Source organism: Rhodococcus sp. 06-221-2 (genome assembly GCF_002258365.1).
Taxonomy (GTDB): Bacteria; Actinomycetota; Actinomycetes; order Mycobacteriales; family Mycobacteriaceae; genus Rhodococcoides; species Rhodococcoides fascians.
The window spans coordinates 16,122-35,767 of record NZ_NOYJ01000002.1 but is presented as its reverse complement, the minus strand read 5'-3'; the positions used below and the strand labels follow the sequence as shown (position 1 = coordinate 35,767).

Sequence of the window (19,646 nt, the reverse complement as noted above, 5' to 3'; positions counted from 1 at the left end):
GCCTCAGCTGGTGATGTCCTTGGTGGCGAATCGTCTCCACGCGATCAGCCCGAAGACCGCCGCGTAGGTGATGGCCGAGAACGATCCGACCACCATGTCGTTCCAGTCGATGTTCGTGCCGAAGGCGTCGATCCACGAGTTCGCGTAGTGCCCGGGCAGATAGTTGCGCAGCGACCCCAATGCCGTGATCTGATCGAGGATCTGCATCAGAATCGACGTCATCACCGCGCCGCCGACGGCCCCGAGAGGGGCGTCGGTGAGCACCGACAGCAACATCGCCAGACCTGCCACCCACAGCAGATTGACGCCGATGTAGGCGACCGCAATCAGTAGTCGCACCAGGGAAGTGCCGTACGACAGTCCCTCACCCAGCGGCGTGACCAATGATTCGGCGCCGTACATCACCGTCCCGATCAGCAGGGACACTCCGACCAGCACCAGAATGGCGGCGCTGGACAACGTGGCCGAAACGAGTGCCTTCTGGGTCAACAGTCGGCTTCGAGGAACCGGGATGGCGAGCAGGTAGCGCAGGCTCGACCACGATGCCTCGCTCGCAACGGAGTCGCCGAAGAACAGCGCCACCACGACGATGAGCAGAAATCCGACGGACATGAACAGTGCGAAGACGGTGAAGTTCATGCCGCCTCGCGTGCCGAGCTCGATGAGCCCGCCGGCGTCGGAGTCGGCGCTGGAGCTGCCCACGGTGAAGGCGACGACAAGGATCACCGGTAGCAGGGCAAGGAAACCGATGGCGAGCTGAGTGCGTCGCCGGCCCAGCTGTCGACGCAGTTCGGTACGAAACGGCAGGGTGCGGCCGCCGCTGTAGCCCGCTGCGCGGCCGTCTGCGTGCGTTGTACTCATGAGCGATCCTCGCTGGAGTCGGTCTCGTGAACGACTGTGCCTGGGGTATCTCGATGAACGAGGTCGAGGAACACGTCCTCGAGTCGGGTGGACTGGGAGAAGCCGCGGACCGACACCCCCGCCGTGACGAGTTCTCTGATGACAACGGCGGAATCGGCGTCGGTCAGGTCGACGGTCACCGTGCCGTCGTCGACGATCACCGCGCCGTCATGGCCGGCGGCGTCGAGTACCGACTGGGCGCGGCCGGCGTCGTCGACCCTGATCTCGGTCTGCCCTCCGGCCGCTGTCAGCTCGCGGACGGTGCCCGAGCTGATCACGGAGCCACGGTTCATGACCACGACGTGCGTGCACGTCTGTTCCACTTCGGCGAGGAGGTGGCTCGAGACCAACACGGTGCGTCCCGTCTTCGCGTAGTTGATCAGCACGTCACGCATGGTTCGGATCTGTGGCGGGTCGAGGCCGTTGGTCGGTTCGTCCAACACCATGAGATCGGGTAGACCCAGCATGGCCTGTGCAATGGCGAGGCGCTGACGCATGCCTTGGCTGTAGGACTTGACCTTGCGTTCGATCGCTGCGCCGAGGTCTGCGATCTCGAGTGCCTCGTCGAGGTGAGCGTCTTCGATCGGTCGCCCTGTCGCCTCCCAGTACAGCCGCAGGTTCTGGGTGCCGGTCAGATGCGGAAGGAAGCCGGAACCCTCGACGAAGGAGCCGAGCCGCGACAACACCGGGGCACCGGGTGTGACCTTGTGACCGAAGACCCGGATGTCGCCGCCGGTGGGGGTGATCAGGCCCATCAGCATGCGCAACGTGGTGGTCTTTCCGGCACCGTTCGGTCCGAGCAGTCCGAGTACCTGCCCCTGTTTCACCTCGAAGCTGACGCCGTCCACGGCACGGAATCCGTTCGAGTACGTCTTGGCCAGGTCGGTGATCACCAGGGGAGTGTCGACCAGAGCCTCGTCGACTTCGGCCACCGTGCGGCGTCTGGTTCGCACGATCGTCGCCACGACGATACATCCGACGACCAGGACGACCACGCCGATTCCGATCAGTGGAGCGACGGGTACCGTGCTGTTCGCGCTCGCCACCGCGGGAACCGTCGGCAACGCGACGGACGTGTTCGCCATGGTCACGCTGAACTGTGCGGGCTCCAGCGGGACGGCGTAGGCCTGATCGGTGGTGGAGACGCTCAGTTCGAGACGATGACCTTGCTGGACGGTATAGCTGATTCCCGGGAGGGCGACGGTGACGTCGACGGGATCGATGCTCCCGGTGTCGGGCAGTCGGATGGCCGACACTGCGCCGCCGGGAAGGGTCCGTGTGCCGTTCGGGGCGACGTCGTACAGTTTCGCGAACAGCACAGCCTGGCCGGGCCCGGCGAGGGACGCCACCCGGAGATCGACTCTCGGCGCGCCGGTGATGGTCAGTGACGAGTCGACGGGCTCGCTGGTGAAGATCGCGGACTGGCCCGGAAGGTCCGCAGTCAGCGCTGCACCGGCTCCGGTCGATCCGAGTGTCGACAACACCGAACCCAGACCGGGGACCGTCGAGATCGCGGACGGTGACGCGCCGGGCGGACGAATGATCGTCCCGTCGTCCGAGGCGGGGGTGAAGGTCACCGTATTCGTCTGTGTGGGTGCGGAGTTCGGGGTCAGGCCTGGGTAGTCGGGAGCCGTCATCCGACGATTGCGTTCGCCTCCTCGCTCATCGGCTGCGCGCTGCGTCGAATACACGAACGGCGCGCTCTCGGAGGTCGCGGGATCGGGGGTGCCGCGCAGAGTCCGGTCGAAGAAGTCCGCGACGGCTCGATCCGACGCTCCGTTCGTTCCACCGGCATCGTGCCCACCGTCGAACCACCGAACGGTCACGTCACCGCCTGCGGCTGCGATCTGCCGAGCCGTCGCGTCGGCCTGGTCGAGACCGAACAGAGTGTCCTGGGTGCCCTGTAGGAGAAGCGTCGGAGCCGTGATGTTCGACGCCACCGCAACGGGCGAGTGGGCAGTCAGCAGATCGAGCAGCGGCTGGCTGGGGATGCCGGTCACTGCGGATTGTGCGTATGCGTCGCAGAATTCCTGGGCGAATCTGCCGCATGCGGATGCGCCACCGCCATCGTTACCACCACTGTTACCGTCCCCGGCACTACCGGGCGCAGCGCTGGAGGCACCCGCTCCGAAGAAGACGCCGGCCCATCCACGTTTGAGGACGCCGGGTCCGCCGTATTCGGCACCGGCCGGGGAGTCGATGCTTCCGAGCGCTTCTCGACCTGCGGACGAGGTGACGCCGAAGTTGGGGAACAGGGCCTGGCCCAGGTCGTTCCAGGTGATGGCAGCGGCCACCGAGTCCACGCGGGGGTCTGTTCCGCCTGCGCTGAGGGCCAGTGCCCCGCCGTACGACCCGCCTGCCACGCCGACGTGGGGATCACCAGGAGCGTCGAGCTGTACTTCGGGCTGTTCGGCCAGCCAGTCGATCAGGCCGCGGGCATCGGCGACCTCGCGATCGGGGTCGTTGATGGAGATGGAACCCGTGCTGTCACCGAAGCCGCGCGCGGTGTAGGCGAGAACCACGTATCCGCGCGCGGCGAGATCACGAGCTTCGCCGTCGACCGAGTCCTTGCTGCCGCCGAAGCCGTGCGCGAGCAACACAGCCGGAGCGGGGGTGGACTCGGGAATGTAGAGCCGGGTGTCGAGGTCGACGGTCTCCGTCGAACCGGGGCTGTCCGGTAGCGTGATGCGCGCGTCACGCGTAGCAGTGTCGGCTTCGCGTCCCTGGGGGAGGAGTGCGAATGCGAGGGCGGCCACGATCACGATCGAGATCGCGACGGCACCGAGAGCGAGGGCCCGTCTCGACAACGGCGGGCGGGGGATCGGCATGCAAACCAATGTATGTGAGTGGCGCGGATCGTGTTGTTCCCCAAGTTCACGTGCCGATCGTCGACTTCCGGCTACTGTCAGCGCATCAGTCCCCGGACCACGTCTTTCGGTCCTGTGACTTGCACCAATCCAGTTCGACCAGAAGTGTCACATCTGTGTGTGACCGACAAATGGAGGAATGAATGAGCGCCTACCGCACCGTCGTCGTCGGAACCGATGGCTCCGAATCGTCACTGCGGGCAGTGGAGAAGGCCGCGGCTCTGGCGGGAGATGCCGATGCCACCCTGGTGATCGCGTGTGCTTACTACCCGGCCGATCCGAAAGACACCTCTGCCGCCGCCGACGCACTCCGCGAGGACGCCTACCAGATCACCGGTTCGGCACCGACGCGCGAAATCCTGCGCACCGCCCGAGAGCACGCCACCAAGGCCGGCGCGAAGAACATCGAGGAGAAGCCGATCGTCGGAGCGCCCGTCGAGTCCCTCCTGGCACTCGTGGACGAGGTCAAGGGCGATCTACTCGTCGTCGGCAACCGTGGGCTGAACTCGCTGACCGGGCGGTTGCTCGGTTCGGTTCCGTCCGACGCGGCCCGCAAGTCGACCTGTGACGTCCTGATCGTCCATACCGTCCGCTGATTTTCTCGTAGTACGACAATCGGCCCGCCCCGTCGACGATGACGGGGCGGGCCGATTGTTCTCGTCGGACTGTTCTCGTCAGACCTCGGCGTCGAAGGGCTGCAGGGCCCCGAGCTCCTGGGGCAGAGGATCCACATGGACGACTCCGAGTCGCTGGGTTGCTCGGGTCAGGGCCACGTAGAGGTCGTTCATACCCTTGACGGACTCCGCAACGATCGCGCTCGGCTCGACGATGAGCACCGAGTCGAACTCGAGCCCTTTCGCGTCCTTGACCGTCGACACGGTCACCACATCCGACGCCAGGTGCTGCAGTTGGGAGACGAGTTCGGAGGGAACGAGCACTGCGCTCAGGCCGGGACGAGGGTGGTCGGCCACTCGCTTCTCGACCGTCGTCACCAGATCTGCTGCGGCTACGCGTTGAGCCCACGGCTCGACGCCGGTGCTGCGAATGGATCGCGGTTCGGACTGCTCCGGATCGATCGCCGCGAGCACGTCGTGCGCCACGGTCATGATCTCCGACGGCGTTCGGTAGTTGACCGTCAGTTCGGTGAGCTTCCAGCGTTGAGCCACATACGGTTCGAGCACCGATCCCCAGGACGAGGTTCCGGCCGGATCACCGGTCTGCGCGGTGTCACCCACCAGTGTCATCCACCGATTGGGGATGCGCCGCATCACCATTCGCCACGCCATCGCCGACAGCTCTTGTGCCTCGTCCACGATCACGTGCCCGTAGGTCCAGGTACGGTCGCCGGCTGCGCGTTCCGCGGTGGTGAGTCGCTGACCCGAATTCTGGCGTCGCGCAAGCTGATCGGCGTCGATCAGGTCGTACGCCATCAGAATCTCCGGGTCCAGTTCGTCCTCGAGGTCCTGTGGTGCAGACCCAGTCAGGATGTCCAGCGCGCCCTGGGCATCGGCGATCTGGCCACGCCATTGACGCTGGGCCTGCTCACGTTCGGCAGCATCGTCGACGCCGAGCAGCTCGGCGAGCTCGTCGAGCAGCGGGGCATCCGCGGACGAGAAGCCGTGGCCGCGGCGCAGCAGCGACTCGCGCTCCGACTCGCCGAGCGCAGGTGCGGCCGATGCGATCTTCTCCGGCGATGCGAACAGGTCTCGAAGAACCTGCTGGGGTGACAGATCCGGCCACAACTCGTCTATCGCAGCCATCACGTCGTGGTCCTCGCGCATCTCGTCCCGCATGTCCGCAATGTCGTCGGCGCTGAGCAAGCTCGATCCGTCCACCACGTTCTGGCCGAGTTTCGCGGCCAGCTGATTGGCCAACTGGTCGATGACCGAGGACACGAACAGAGGTCGAGCCAAGTTGTGTGGTCGCCGGGAGGACCGGGCGCGGCCGCGGGCACGCGTGACTATCTTTCGATCGAGGGTGATGTCGTAGGTGTCGAACTTCAGCCGGCGCGGCTGTGCGGGCACCTCCTGGCGATCACGCACTGCCTGCGTCAGTACGTCGACCATCGACAGTCTGCCCTTGACCTCGGTGGCCAGAGCCGAATCCTCGCGCTGCGCACGGACTCCGGGGTACAGATCGCCGATCGTCGACAGCAGTACCCCGGTTTCGCCCAGCGACGGCAGCACCTGGCCGATGTAGTCGAGGAACGTGGCGTTGGGCCCGATGATCAGGACACCGCTCTTGCCGAGCTGTTGACGGTACGTGTACAGCAGATACGCTGCTCGGTGCAGTGCCACGGCCGTCTTGCCGGTGCCCGGTCCGCCCTGCACCACCAGCACACTGCGATGCTGTGAGCGGATGATCGCGTCCTGCTCGCTCTGGATCGTTTCGACGATGTCGTTCATCTGACCGGTTCGCGCCGCATCGAGCGCGGACAGCAGCGCACCCTCACTGGCGACGCCACCCGCGACAGCCGCATCGTTCGACGACTGCGCGGACTCGAGGTCCAGGAATTCGTCGGCGATGGCGGTCACCTTGCGTCCGCGGGTACGAATATGCCTGCGGCGCAACACGTTTTCGGGGGCTGCCGGTGTCGCCAGATAGAACGGACGGGCCATGGGGGCTCGCCAGTCCAGCAGTAGTGTCTCGTAATCGTTCTTGTCGTCGAGGATGCCGACACGGCCGATGTAACGCTCGGGGCGGTCGTCGACTTTCGGATCGAGGGTGTCCGGGTCGAGGTCGATGCGTCCGAAGCAGAGCCCGTTCTCGGCTGCGTCGTACTTGGCGATGTCCTCGGTGTACATCTGGTTGAAGGATTCGCGCTCGCTTCGGGCCTGCGGTGTTCCGCCGGTCTCGAGCAGCACGGCGCGAAGTCGGTTTGCTGCATACTCGCGCAGCGAATCGAGCTGCGTGTACAACCGCGTCAGGTGCGCCTGTTCGAGGTCTTCCTCGATGGGTGCACCGGGATCGTTCGATGTGTGGCCGTCGTCCGGCAAAGGTTCTCCTCGGGAGTTCGGCCGAGGCGACGATATCGCCTCGAAATCAGCCAGAGCAGTCTACGCCGCAGAACGGCCCTGCCGCAGAACCGCGAGTTCTGGGACAGGGCCGTGCGCGCGAACGACGCCGAGCGTCGTGGGTAGACCTACTTCGCGTACTGCTGGAGCTTCTTGTCCAAGTTCTTCTGCGCCTTGGCAACTCGCTTCTCGAGCTTGGCCCGAGCCTGCTCGGTTGCCTTCTCGAGTTCCTTGTTCTGCTTCTCGGCCCGCTTACGAGCGCGCTTGCCGAGCGTGTCTACCCGATCCGACGCGATGTCGGCCCACGTGGCACCGCGCTTCTGAGCCTCTTCGGCCAGAACGGATCCCTTCTCGGCAGCGAGATCGGCGAGCTTCGCTCCGCGCTTCTGTGCCACCTCGGCCAGTTCACTGCGACGGTCGGCAGCGACGTCGACCAACTTCGAGCCCCGCTTCTGAGCGAGCTCGGCCCAATCCGAGCTGCGGTGCGCGGCCTTGTCGGCGAGCTTCGAGCCACGCTTCTGCGCTTCTTCGGCCAGATCGCTTCCGCGGTCGGCAGCAAGCTCGGCCAGCTTCGAGCCACGCTTCTGGGCTTCTTCGGCCAGCTCCGAACCCTTGTCGGCGGCGATGTGAGCCCACCGGTTCAGAGCGGGCTGCGCGACCTCTGCCAGCTCCGAGCCCTTCTCGCCGGCGATGTCGGCGAACTTGGCCAGCTTCGGCTGTGCGGCGTCGGCGAGCTTGGCCAGCTTCGGCTGTGCGGCGTCGGCCAGATCGGCACCGCGGCTCGCTGCGATCGAGGCAATTTCCTTGACGCGTTCCCCGGTGTCGTGAGTGGTGTGACCGGGCAGCGCAGAGACCACAGATTCCTGTGCGCGGCGTGCCGCCCGCTTGCTGCGCCACGCGACGGAGGGCTTGCCCTCGGTGTCGACGGCCGCGATCAGCAGTCCGCCGAGGAGGCTGAGGTTCTTGAAGAAGTGGATGCGTTGCGCAGCCTTGGTCTCCGGGTCGGTTTCGTTCCAGAACGCGTGTCCGGCCAGCGTCGTCGGAACGAGGCTTCCAGCCAGAGCGAGCGATGCGATACGCGGTGCCTTGCCGGTGGCCAACAGAATGCCGCCGGCGACCTGGATTCCGCCGTTGATCCGAACCAACGTCTCGGGATCGGTCGGCACGTTCGCGGTGACCTCGTTGGGCAGAGCATCCTTGCTCTGCTCGATCAACGGAGCGGCTGCCTTCGCCCTGCCGGCGGGATTACGAAGTGCATCGACGCCCCCGGAGATGAAAATCGTAGACATCAGCGGACGGGCGATACGGCGGACCAGCATTGACAGCCTCCTGCGTAGTTTCTCGTGTCATGGCGGTTGTACGTGCGGACTCGCACCGAAAGTAGTTCGAAATCACCGGTGCGTGCACTTTTGTCACACTCTTCATACCCCGTGTTTCACGGTCTCAAGCACGTGCGGCGTCACCAGCCGCGTTCGCGCCATTCCGCCAGGTGCGGCCGCTCGTCACCGAGGGTGGTGTCCTTGCCGTGCCCGGGGTAGACGACGGTGTCGTCGGCGAAACGGTCGAACAATTTGGCGCTCACGTCGTCGAGCAGGTGGGTGAAGTCCTCGGGGCCGTTGGTTTTGCCGACGCCGCCGGGGAACAGGGAATCACCGGTGAAGAGGTGCGTCGTCTTGCCCTCGGCGTCGGTCAGCGCGAGTGCTATCGAGCCCGGAGTGTGACCGGTCAGATGCACCACATCGAACGTGAGCTCGCCCACCGACACCGTGTCGTGGTCGGCAAGAAGACGGTCCGGAGCTACCGGCAGCGGTTCTGCGTCCAGCTCGTGGGCCGCGGTGGGGGAGTCGGTGCCACCGGCGATATCGGCCAGCGCCTGCCAGTGGTCGGCATGCTGATGTGTGGTCACGATCAGAGACAGCGTCGGTGCGTTCTCGTCGAGAAGCAGTGAGATGCGGTCGGCCTCGTTGGCGGCGTCTATCAGCAGAGAATGGCCCGTTGCGGAACAGACGACCAGGTAGGTGTTGTTGTCCATGGGGCCGACCGACATCTTGGTGATCGTGGCTCCGGGGATCGTCCGCCGCTGCGGGGGTGAACCCTGTGCAACGACGCCGGTGTAATTGTCGTCGATGACCATGAGGTGCTCGTCCATTTCGAGGACGCTACCGTCGGCAGCAACGACGGGAGCGCCGGGGTCACGCTCGTGGAAAAGTGTGTCGGTACCTGGACCTACCATTGCTATGAGGTGAGGTTCGTCCCTCACCTCGACAGGTTTTCGACGTGGAGTCCTCGGCTACACGGCGTGTGATCGGTGCATCGGCACCACGCGTCATCATCGACTCGACGTCGGACAATGCTGCGTCGAGCAGCAACACGGCTCGACGTGCTCGTGAGAAAAGAAGGGAACACAGTGGCGGATCGCCTGATAGTGCGAGGTGCACGGGAGCACAACTTGAGGGGGGTCGATATCGACCTGCCCCGGGACGCGCTGATCGTGTTCACCGGTTTGTCCGGTTCGGGCAAGTCGTCTCTCGCCTTCGACACGATCTTCGCCGAAGGCCAGCGTCGTTACGTGGAGTCGCTGTCCGCATACGCACGGCAGTTCCTCGGGCAGATGGACAAGCCCGACGTCGACTTCATCGAAGGCCTGTCGCCCGCGGTCTCGATCGACCAGAAGTCGACCAACCGCAACCCACGCTCCACCGTGGGCACCATCACCGAGGTCTACGACTACCTACGGTTGCTCTACGCCAGGGCGGGCACTGCGCACTGCCCGGTGTGCGGCGAGCAGATCGCCAAGCAGACCCCACAGCAGATCGTCGATCAGGTTCTCGACATGGAGGAGGGCCTCAAATTCCAGGTCCTCGCGCCGGTGGTCCGAACCCGTAAGGGCGAGTTCGTCGACCTGTTCGACTCGCTCAACACCCAGGGCTACTCACGTGTGCGCGTCGACGGTGTCGTCCACCAGCTCAGCAGCCCGCCGGTCTTGAAGAAGCAGGAAAAACACGACATCGAGGTCGTTGTCGACCGACTCACCGTCAAGTCCAGCTCGAAGCAGCGGCTCACCGACTCGGTGGAGACCGCACTGCGGCTCGCGGACGGCATCGTGGTTCTCGACTTCGTCGACCGTGAGGAGAACGCCCCCGATCGGGAGCGTCGTTTCTCGGAGAAGCTCGCGTGCCCCAACGGCCACCCGCTGTCCATCGACGACCTCGAACCGCGATCGTTCTCGTTCAACTCGCCTTACGGTGCCTGCCCCGACTGTGTCGGGCTCGGCGTGCGCAAGGAGGTCGATCCCGAGCTGGTGGTGCCCGACGGTGATCTGAGTCTGGCCGACGGTGCCATCGCGCCCTGGTCGATGGGCCAGACGTCGGAGTACTTCGGTCGCTTGCTGTCCGGACTCGCCGACGCCATGGGCTTCGATCTGCACGCTCCGTGGAACAAGCTGCCGGCGAAGGTCAAGCGAGCTGTCCTGGAGGGCAGCGACCACCAGGTGCACGTGAAGTACAAGAACCGGTACGGCCGCACCCGGTCGTACTACGCCGAGTTCGAGGGCGTCATGCCTTTCCTGCACCGCCGCCTCGAGCAGACCGAATCCGAACAGATGAAGGAACGCTACGACGGCTACATGCGCGACGTTCCGTGTCCTACCTGCAACGGAGCCAGGCTGCGTCCGGAAATTCTGTCGGTCACCATCGCGGCAGGTGATTTCGGGCCGAAGTCGATCGCCGAGGTGTGTGAACTCTCCATCGCCGATACGGCCGACTTCCTCAACAGTCTCACTCTGGGGCGACGCGAGGAAGCGATTGCGGGCCAGGTCCTCAAGGAGGTTCAGGCTCGACTCGGCTTCCTGCTGGACGTGGGTCTCGAATACCTGTCGTTGGCGCGCACCGCGGGCTCGCTGTCCGGCGGCGAGGCCCAACGTATCCGGCTCGCCACGCAGATCGGCTCCGGCCTCGTCGGCGTGCTCTACGTACTGGACGAGCCGTCCATCGGACTGCACCAACGGGACAACCGCCGGCTCATCGACACGCTGACGCGACTGCGCGATCTCGGCAACACATTGATCGTCGTCGAGCACGACGAGGACACCATCCGTACCTCCGACTGGGTCGTCGATATCGGACCGTTGGCCGGTGAGCACGGCGGACGCGTCGTGCACAGCGGTTCCTACGCGGACCTCCTCACCAACGACGAATCGCTCACGGGTGCGTACCTGTCGGGTCGCATGGAGATCCCGCTGCCGGACACCCGTCGGGTGGTCGACAAGAAGCGACAGGTCACCGTCGTGGGTGCCCGTGAACACAACCTCCAGGGAATCGACGTCAGCTTCCCTCTCGGTGTTCTGACGTCGGTCACCGGTGTCTCGGGCTCGGGTAAGTCGACGCTGGTCAACGACATCCTCGCGACCGTGATGGCCAACAAGCTCAACGGTGCCCGGCAGGTTCCCGGTCGGCACACCCGGATCAACGGTCTGGACCAACTGGACAAGCTGGTTCGCGTCGACCAGTCGCCGATCGGCCGCACGCCCCGGTCCAACGCCGCGACGTACACCGGGGTGTTCGACAAGATCCGTACGTTGTTCGCGGCCACCACCGAGGCCAAGGTTCGTGGGTATCAGCCCGGGCGATTCTCGTTCAACGTCAAGGGCGGTCGGTGCGAGGCATGCTCGGGAGACGGCACGTTGAAGATCGAGATGAACTTCCTGCCCGACGTCTACGTCCCCTGCGAGGTGTGCGAAGGCGCTCGCTACAACCGCGAGACGCTCGAAGTGCACTACAAGGGCAAGACCATCGCCGAGGTCCTGGACATGCCGATCGAGGAGGCTGCCGACTTCTTCGAGGCCATCACGTCTATTCACCGGTACCTCAAGACACTCGTCGAGGTCGGCCTCGGTTACGTCCGCCTGGGTCAACCGGCGACGACACTGTCCGGCGGCGAAGCTCAGCGTGTGAAACTCGCAGCCGAGTTGCAGAAGCGATCGACCGGCCGCACCGTCTACATTCTCGACGAGCCGACCACGGGCCTGCATTTCGAGGACATCCGGAAGTTGCTCGGCGTGGTGAACGGACTCGTCGACAAGGGGAACACCGTGATTGTCATCGAGCACAATCTCGATGTCATCAAGGTCTCCGACTGGGTCATCGACATGGGGCCCGAAGGTGGTTCGGGCGGCGGAACGGTTGTGGCGCAGGGTAATCCGGAAGCCGTAGCAGCGGTGCCCGAAAGCTACACCGGAAAATTCCTGCAGGAGGCGCTCTCCCGCGAGGTAGTGGCGTCCACGCCGAAGGCGGCCCCGAAGAAGCGTCGGGCTCGTAAGGTCGCTGCGGTCTGACGCGAACACGTCGACGACGAAGCCGCATCCGGATTGCCGGATGCGGCTTCGTCGTCTGTGGGTGGGGTGGGGTGCGCTCGTTCAGTGCACCGGGCCGGTGTACTTCTCACCGGGGCCGAGTCCTGGCTCGTCCGGGTGTGCCGAGGCTTCCCGGAACGCGCGTTGCAGTGCCTGGAGGCCGTCGCGAATCGGTCCAGCGTGGGGACCGAGGTACTCGACCGACGCGGTGACCAAGCCGGCGAGTGCGGTGATGACGCGTCGGGCCTCGTCGAGATCGAGGTAGGGGCTCTCCGCGGGATCGGGCTCGGACAGACCCAGCTTCTCGGCCGCGGAACTCATCAGCATCACCGCTGCACGGCTGATGACCTCGACCGCGGGAACCTCGGCGAGTTCCCGGACTTCTTGCTCGATACCGGTGGGGTCGGAGCCTGCGGGATCGGCGGGCGTGGATGAACTGGTCATACCTACGAGAATCCCACGCCGCGGGTGCCGTCGGTCGGATCGGGTGTCGACTCGGCTTCATCGACCGGTGCGATTGTCGGTTTCGGCATTCTGCTGGTAGTCTGACTCGACGACCGTCTTCGGCGTGCGCTCCTCGATGGAGTTCACCGCATGGAGGCAGCAAGTGGAGCCCGACTCCCACCGGTATGTGATCCGAATGGATCGCTTCCGGTCCGGTCGCACGAAGGTCTCCCAATCGGGATTCCCCAGTGCTTCCTCCTCGTGAGGAGACTGTACGACGCGCTATGTCGTACGGATCGACCGGTCGACATCGGGCCCTGCTGTCGGTACAGACCGGCTGCAGGGTTTTTTCGTTTTCGGTGTTGGTTCGCCGAGCGTGATGTCGAGGTTCGAGGGCGACGGGCTGTGTAAGTGGCAGGCGGTCGGGTTACACACCACACCGCACTACCTAGGAGGCCCCATCAGCACTGAGACCCGCATCAACGATCGCATCCGAGTTCCCGAGGTCCGTCTTGTCGGACCAGGCGGTGAACAGGTGGGGATCGTGCGTGTTGAAGATGCACTCCGCTTGGCTCTCGAAGCCGACCTCGATCTTGTCGAAGTAGCTCCCGACGCACGTCCGCCGGTCTGCAAGATCATGGACTACGGGAAGTTCAAGTACGAGGCTGCGCAGAAGGCGCGCGAATCGCGCAAGAACCAGACGCTCACCGTCATCAAGGAGCAGAAGCTCCGCCCCAAGATCGACGCGCACGACTACGAGACCAAGAAGCGCAACGTGGTTCGCTTCCTCGAAGCCGGCTCGAAGGTCAAGGTCACCATCATGTTCCGTGGTCGCGAGCAGTCGCGCCCCGAGCTGGGTTTCCGTTTGTTGCAGCGCCTGGGTGCCGACGTCGCGGAACTCGGTTTCGTGGAAACGTCGGCCAAGCAGGACGGCCGCAACATGACCATGGTCCTGGCTCCGCACAAGGGTGCCAAGACTCGCGTGAAGGCTCAGGAAAGCGCTGCCGCGCCGCCTGCGCAACGCGCACCGGCCCCCGCGCCGGAACAGCCCGCCGCAGCAGCTCCGGCTGCCGAGGCACCGGCCGCAGCAGCTCCGGCTACTCCGGCTCAGACCAACTGAGCTTCGCGCTCTACCAGTAAGACAGTCCCGCACCCGCCTCGGTGCGCAGTCCGTTCCGAGGCGCTGCGTGGCTGTGCCATGCACCACCGAAGAGCTAATACAGAACAGAGGATTTCATGCCCAAGCAGAAGACGCACAGTGGTGCCAAGAAGCGATTCAAGGTGTCCGGCAGCGGCAAGATCCTGCGCCAGAAGGCCGGCCGTCGCCACCTGCTCGAGCACAAGCCCACCAAGGTGACTCGTCGCCTCGATGGTGTCGCCGTTGTCAAGAAGGCCGACGTGCCTCGGATCAAGCGCCTGCTCGGCATCTGATCCGGCTCGCCGCCGACTGATTTCGGTCGGCTTCATCCCATTACCATTCGGGGTTTCACACGCCCCCAGATCGACAGGATTCACCAGTGGCACGCGTAAAAAGGGCCGTCAACGCCCAGAAGAAGCGCCGTTCGATTCTCGAAGCGTCCAAGGGCTACCGCGGACAGCGCTCACGTCTGTACACCAAGGCCAAGGAGCAGCAGCTCCACTCGCTCACCTACGCGTACCGGGACCGCCGCGCGCGCAAGGGTGACTTCCGCAAGCTGTGGATCACGCGTATCAACGCTGCAGCGCGGGCCAACGACATCACCTACAACCGCTTCGTCCAGGGCCTGAAGGCCGCGGGCGTCGAGGTGGACCGCAAGATCCTCGCCGAGCTCGCTGTGTCCGATGCCGAGGCATTCGCCGGCTTGGTCGCCATCGCCAAGGCTGCATTGCCTGCCGATGTCAACGCTCCTGCTGGAGAAGCAGCCTGAGCGAGTTGCCGCACGACGATTCAACTCCGAAACGACCCGTGGATTCGCTGACCGAGCGAACTCCGCGGGTCGTTTCGGCCGTCAAGCTCGCTCGCGCAGCAGAGCGCAAGAAGACGGGACTGTTCCTTGCCGAGGGCTTCAACGCTGTGTCCGAGGCTGCTCGGTTCGGTTCGGTCCGCGAGCTGTTCTTCACCGCGGATGCCCTCGACCGACACGAGAGCCTAATCGCCTCCATCGAGGCCGGTGGCGCACGGATGTTTCCGATCACCGATCGTGCTGCGAAGGCATTGTCGGACACCGTCACCCCGCAGGGTCTGATCGCAGTCACCGAGTTGGTCGACGTCCCGATCGACCGTGCGTTGGCAGGAAAACCGCGGCTGGTGGCCGTTCCGGTGCAAATGGCCGAGCCTGGTAATGCCGGCACGATCATTCGTGTTGCCGATGCCGCCGGGGCCGATTCGGTGGTCCTGCTCGGCGACTCCGTCGACCCGCACAACGGCAAATGCGTGCGGGCCTCGGCCGGCAGCGTCTTCCATCTTCCCATTGCGCGGGAGCGCTCGATCGAAGACGGTATCGACGCACTGCGCCGTGCCGGCCTGACGGTCGTGGCGACTGCCGCCGACGGCGAAGTCGACTTGGACGACGCAGACGAGCTGCTCGAGCAGCCGACTGCGTGGTTGTTCGGCAACGAGGCCCACGGTTTGTCCCTCCCCGTTGCCCAAGCTGCCGATCACCGGATCAGAATTCCCATCCACGGTCGGGCGGAGAGTCTGAACCTGGCGACCGCCGCGGCACTGTGCCTCTACGCGAGCGCCCGTGTTCGACGACGGTCGGCGACCCCGTGAATACGGTCGCCTAGGATCGTTACCACTCTGCTTCGTGCAGACCGACCATTATTCGAGGAGTGCATCTGTCGTGGCGAAGAAAGAGTCCGGGCCCGAGCCGGTAGATCCGAGCGTTCTCGAAGAGTCCGCACTCGACGCTGCGGTGGACTCGGCCGAGCAGGCGTTCGCCGACGCGTCGGACCTCGATGCGCTCACGAAGGTCAAAATCGATCACGTGGGTGGAAAGGCGCCACTGGCGTTGGCTCAGCGCGCCCTCGGAGCTCTACCCGGTGATCAGAAGGCGGACGCAGGCAAGCGCGTCAAGGTGGCACGAGACCGGGTGCAGAAATCCTTCGACGAGCGCCGCGCAGTGCTGTCGGCGGAGCGCGATGCAGCGATTCTCGTGGCCGAGACGATCGACGTGACGCTGCCGACCGACCGGGCACCCGTCGGAGCGCGCCATCCCATCACGATCATCTCGGAGCAGGTCGCCGATGTCTTCGTCGGTATGGGCTGGGAGGTCGAAGAAGGCCCCGAGGTGGAAACCGAGCACTTCAACTTCGACGCGTTGAACTTCCTGCCCGATCACCCGGCTCGCACGATGCAGGACACGTTCCACATCGCACCGGAGGGCTCGCGGCAGGTACTGCGTACGCACACGTCGCCGGTGCAGGTGCGGTCCATGCTCTCCCGCGACGTACCGATCTACGTCGTCTGCCCTGGCCGAACGTTCCGTACCGACGAGCTCGATACGACGCACACTCCGGTCTTTCATCAGGTCGAGGGGCTCGCGATCGACAAGGGCCTGACGATGGCGCATCTGCGCGGAACGTTGGACGCGTTCGCGCAGGCTCTGTTCGGCAGCGATACGCGCACTCGGATGCGGCCCAACTACTTTCCGTTCACCGAGCCCTCCGCCGAGGTCGATGTGTGGTTCCCGAAGAAGAAGGGTGGAGCCGGTTGGGTCGAATGGGGTGGCTGCGGAATGGTCAACCCGAAGGTGTTGCAGGCCAGCGGCATCGACCCGGAGGTGTACACCGGTTTCGCGTTCGGCATGGGTCTCGAGCGAACTCTGCAGTTCCGCAACGACATCCCGGACATGCGGGACATCGTCGAGGGGGATATCAGGTTCACTCTGCCCTTCGGTGTTCAGGCCTGACGCGGCCACTCTCCAGCCCCACTTCATCTCGGATACAAGAAAGAGCTGAGCACACGTGCGAGTCCCACATTCCTGGTTGACCGAGGTCCTGCACGCGGGTACTCCCGACTGGTCCGTCTCGCCCGACGAGCTCGACGCGGGTTTCGTACGCGTCGGTTTCGAGGTCGAGGAGCTGGTCTCGTTGGACAACGTGACGGGGCCCCTCGTGGTGGGTCGGGTCGAGTCGATCGAGGAACTGACCGAATTCAAGAAGCCCATTCGGTTCTGCCTCGTGAACGTGGGGGCCGACGAGCCGCAGGAGATCGTCTGCGGTGCACGCAATTTCGCCGAGGGGGACCTGATCGTCGCGGCGCTGCCCGGCAGCGTTCTGCCCGGCGGGTTCGCCATCGCGTCGCGCAAGACGTACGGCCGCAACTCCAACGGGATGATCTGCTCGACGCTCGAGCTCGGTCTCGGCCGGGACCACTCCGGCATCCTGGTGCTACCGGAAGGGACTGCGCAGCCCGGCGACGATGCCAAAGTCGTTCTGGGTCTCGATGATTCGGTGATCGAGCTGAACGTGACACCGGATCGCGGGTACGCCTTCTCGGTGCGCGGCCTGGCCCGTGAGTTGGCGTGCAGCTTCGATCTTCCGTATGTGGATCCGGCGCGCACGATGCCCACCGAGGTCACCGGTGACGCCTGGCCCGTGACGGTCGAGCCCGAGTCCGGTGCTTCTCGGTTCGCTCTGCGCAAGGTCGTGGGTATCGATCCCGCTGCCGTCACTCCCTGGTGGATGCAGCGGAGATTGCTGCTGGCCGGGGTGCGACCGATCTCGGCGGCGGTGGACGTGACCAACTACGTGCTCCACGAGCTCGGCCAGCCGTTGCATGCTTTCGACGCGAGCAAGCTCGACGGTGATCTCGTCGTGCGGCGCGCAAATGCGGGGGAGACGCTCACGACGCTCGACGGCGTCGAGCGGTCGCTCGATGCGGAAGACGTGGTCATCGCCGACGGAACGGGAGCCATCTCGTTGGCCGGCGTCATGGGCGGGGCGTCCACCGAGGTCGACGACTCGACCAGCGATGTCGTTCTCGAAGCAGCATCGTTCGATCCGCTCGCGGTGTTCCGAACCGGCCGTCGCCACAAGCTGTCGAGCGAGGCGAGCAAACGTTTCGAGCGGACTGTGGATTCGGCGCTCCCGGTTGCGGCGCTCGATCGGGCCGCACAGTTGCTCGTCGAGATCGCCGGTGGACGTATCGAACCGGTGCTGACCGACATCGGCGAGGCTGCCCGTTTCCCATCGGTGACGATGGACTTCGACCTGCCCGATCGGATCGCGGGTGTGCAGTACCCCGACGGGACCGCTGCTCGACGGCTCGCTCAGATCGGATGCACCGTCGAGGTGGATGTCGACGGTGGCGGCCACGGACAACTGGTCGTCGATCCTCCCTCGTGGCGACCCGACTTGGTGCAGCGCGCCGATCTGGTCGAAGAGGTGCTGCGGCTCGAAGGGCTCGAGAAGATCCCGTCGATTCTGCCGTCCGCTCCCGGTGGGCGCGGCCTCACCGCCGAGCAGAAGCGTCGGCGGGCAGTCGGCAAGGCCCTTGCGTTCGCCGGCTATGTCGAAGTTCTTCCGCCGGTGTTCCTGCCCAAGGGAATCTTCGACACGTGGGGCCTCGACGCGGACGACCCGCGCCGGGCGACGACGTCGGTGTTGAACCCGCTCGAGGCCGACCGCCCCGAGCTTGCGACGACCGTGCTTCCCGGTCTGCTCGAAATGCTGAGCAGGAACATCGCGCGCGGTCAGCGGGACGTGTCGTTGTTCGGAATCGCCCAGGTCGTTCTCCGGCACGACGCGACCGCTGCAGTGGACGCGTTGCCGGTCGATCGGCGACCGACCGACGATCAGATCGCGATGCTCCGTGGGTCTCTCCCCGCACAGCCGGTACACGTGGGCGTGGTGCTCGCCGGTCAGCGTGAGCCCTCCGGGCCGTGGGGGCCGGGCCGAGCAGCCGAGGCTGCAGACGCGTTCGCCGCTGTGCGCACGGTTGCCGCGGCGTCCGGCGTGCACGTCGATCTTCGTGCAGCACAACACCTTCCCTGGCATCCGGGCCGGTGCGCCGAGGTTCTTCTCGACGGTGAGGTCGTCGGGCACGCAGGCGAACTGCATCCGGCTGTGCTCGAGCGAGCCGGTTTGCCGCCGCGTACGTGTGCGGTGGAGCTGAGTTTGAGCGCTCTGCCCGTCGTCGAATCGCTTCCGGCCCCCGAAGTATCCCCATACCCGGCCGTGTTGCAGGACGTCGCTGTCGTGGTCGACGCGTCTGTGCCCGCGGCCTCCGTCGAGGCAGCACTGACGATCGGCGGTGGAGAACTGCTCGAGTCCATCCGACTGTTCGACGTCTACGAGGGTGAACAGGTCGGCGAGGGGCGTAAGTCGTTGGCGTTCGCCCTCCGGTTCCGCGGTTCGGACGGAACCCTGACCGAGGATCAGGCGACGGCGGCTCGCGACGCAGCCGTGGCGGCGGCATCCACAGCGGTCGGTGCCCAGCTGCGTAGCTGAACCGTCGACGGCGCGGCCGGTGTTGTGCGTAGCGTGGTGTCATGACGGGCACGACGACGGGAGCAGCCGATGAGTGAATCCGACACGCAAGCCACGGCCTCGGATCTGCAGGTGTTGAACGAGGTTCTCGCGGCGGTGGCCGGCCGACCTCGGTTGGCTCCGGTGGCAGCGGCGGCATCCGCTCTGGCGGCCGAGTTGGGGACGGCGGAACCCGAGCCCGCCGGTCCGGATCGCGGCGTCCCGCCGGGAACCGTTCCCGATGTGGATGTTCCGCAGGTGACGAAACCTCGTATCGACCAGCCGCTCGGCGATCCACCACCGAGAGCTCCGTTGGGCGGAACGGTGCCGGGCGTCATCGATGCGGAATTGGTCGACGACCTTCCCGTCGGCCCGGGTGGGGGTTATGTCGGCGGTGCGACTACGGGCGAGTTCACCGACTCCGGGGTGCCGACCTGGGATGGGGTGCGAGAGAAGGTGGAGCATCGCTCGGGTACGGCTGTCGGGGCGGAGGAGCTGGACCGGGAATCGAGAGCCGGTCAGGACCTGGACAAACAGTGGAACGATCGGCAGGAAGCCGGCCGAAAGAAGCTCGACGAAATTCGTAGATCGATGGGTAGCAGCTAGCGCTTCTGGCCCGCC

General features: G+C 65.3%; 15 protein-coding genes. 9 read left to right on the top strand and 6 right to left on the bottom strand.

Annotated elements, in window-relative coordinates; translation table 11 throughout:
* Positions 1–3: 3 nt before the first annotated feature.
* Complete coding sequence (locus CH281_RS00150; RefSeq protein WP_032365525.1) at positions 4–861, bottom strand: ABC transporter permease; 858 nt, start codon at positions 859–861, stop codon at positions 4–6.
* Positions 858–3,728, bottom strand: a complete 2,871-nt coding sequence (locus CH281_RS00145; protein WP_057473439.1) for an alpha/beta fold hydrolase — start codon at positions 3,726–3,728, stop codon at positions 858–860. The genes CH281_RS00150 and CH281_RS00145 overlap by 4 nt, the downstream gene beginning before the upstream one ends.
* A gap of 182 nt (positions 3,729–3,910) precedes the next feature.
* On the opposite strand from CH281_RS00145, the gene CH281_RS00140 reads away from it, so the two are divergent.
* Positions 3,911–4,363, top strand: a complete 453-nt coding sequence (locus CH281_RS00140; RefSeq protein ID WP_008715916.1) for a universal stress protein — start codon at positions 3,911–3,913, stop codon at positions 4,361–4,363.
* A 78-nt stretch (positions 4,364–4,441) separates the two neighbouring features.
* Here CH281_RS00140 and CH281_RS00135 read toward each other — a convergent pair whose 3' ends face one another.
* From CH281_RS00135 to CH281_RS00125, 3 genes are all read right to left on the bottom strand, one after another.
* Complete coding sequence (locus CH281_RS00135) at positions 4,442–6,763, bottom strand: HelD family protein (protein WP_094692591.1); 2,322 nt, start codon at positions 6,761–6,763, stop codon at positions 4,442–4,444.
* Positions 6,764–6,909: 146 nt separating this feature from the next.
* On the bottom strand, positions 6,910–8,100 hold the full coding sequence (locus CH281_RS00130) for a DoxX family protein (RefSeq protein WP_027497246.1): 1,191 nt from the start codon (positions 8,098–8,100) through the stop codon (positions 6,910–6,912).
* Between the two features lie 140 nt (positions 8,101–8,240).
* Positions 8,241–8,930: an MBL fold metallo-hydrolase gene (locus CH281_RS00125; protein WP_032391115.1), complete on the bottom strand. Its 690-nt coding sequence runs from the start codon at positions 8,928–8,930 to the stop codon at positions 8,241–8,243.
* 258 nt (positions 8,931–9,188) lie between these two features.
* Here CH281_RS00125 and uvrA point away from each other — a divergent pair, with 258 nt between their 5' ends.
* On the top strand, positions 9,189–12,113 hold the full coding sequence (uvrA, locus tag CH281_RS00120; protein WP_032374518.1) for an excinuclease ABC subunit UvrA: 2,925 nt from the start codon (positions 9,189–9,191) through the stop codon (positions 12,111–12,113).
* An 81-nt stretch (positions 12,114–12,194) separates the two neighbouring features.
* Here uvrA and CH281_RS00115 read toward each other — a convergent pair whose 3' ends face one another.
* Positions 12,195–12,575, bottom strand: coding sequence for a DUF1844 domain-containing protein (locus tag CH281_RS00115; protein WP_032365519.1), 381 nt, complete (start codon positions 12,573–12,575; stop codon positions 12,195–12,197).
* 379 nt (positions 12,576–12,954) lie between these two features.
* On the opposite strand from CH281_RS00115, the gene infC reads away from it, so the two are divergent.
* The 7 genes from infC (at position 12,955) to CH281_RS00080 (ending at position 19,631) form a co-directional block, all read left to right on the top strand.
* Entirely contained in the window at positions 12,955–13,695 is a 741-nt protein-coding gene (gene infC, locus CH281_RS00110) for a translation initiation factor IF-3 (RefSeq protein ID WP_045841242.1), read from the top strand.
* 116 nt (positions 13,696–13,811) lie between these two features.
* The gene (gene rpmI, locus CH281_RS00105; RefSeq protein ID WP_008715923.1) at positions 13,812–14,006 is read left to right on the top strand and encodes a 50S ribosomal protein L35; all 195 of its coding nucleotides are present in this window, start codon (positions 13,812–13,814) and stop codon (positions 14,004–14,006) included.
* A gap of 86 nt (positions 14,007–14,092) precedes the next feature.
* Positions 14,093–14,482 carry a 50S ribosomal protein L20 gene (gene rplT / locus CH281_RS00100; RefSeq protein WP_008715924.1) on the top strand — a complete coding sequence of 130 codons (390 nt, stop codon included), beginning with the start codon at positions 14,093–14,095 and terminating at the stop codon, positions 14,480–14,482.
* A gap of 38 nt (positions 14,483–14,520) precedes the next feature.
* On the top strand, positions 14,521–15,327 hold the full coding sequence (locus tag CH281_RS00095) for a TrmH family RNA methyltransferase (RefSeq protein WP_094692588.1): 807 nt from the start codon (positions 14,521–14,523) through the stop codon (positions 15,325–15,327).
* A 70-nt stretch (positions 15,328–15,397) separates the two neighbouring features.
* Positions 15,398–16,465, top strand: a complete 1,068-nt coding sequence (pheS, locus tag CH281_RS00090; RefSeq protein WP_027497240.1) for a phenylalanine--tRNA ligase subunit alpha — start codon at positions 15,398–15,400, stop codon at positions 16,463–16,465.
* A 55-nt stretch (positions 16,466–16,520) separates the two neighbouring features.
* The gene (pheT, locus tag CH281_RS00085; protein ID WP_032386898.1) at positions 16,521–19,007 is read left to right on the top strand and encodes a phenylalanine--tRNA ligase subunit beta; all 2,487 of its coding nucleotides are present in this window, start codon (positions 16,521–16,523) and stop codon (positions 19,005–19,007) included.
* A 69-nt stretch (positions 19,008–19,076) separates the two neighbouring features.
* Positions 19,077–19,631, top strand: coding sequence for a hypothetical protein (locus CH281_RS00080; protein ID WP_032374313.1), 555 nt, complete (start codon positions 19,077–19,079; stop codon positions 19,629–19,631).
* Positions 19,632–19,646: the final 15 nt, after the last annotated feature.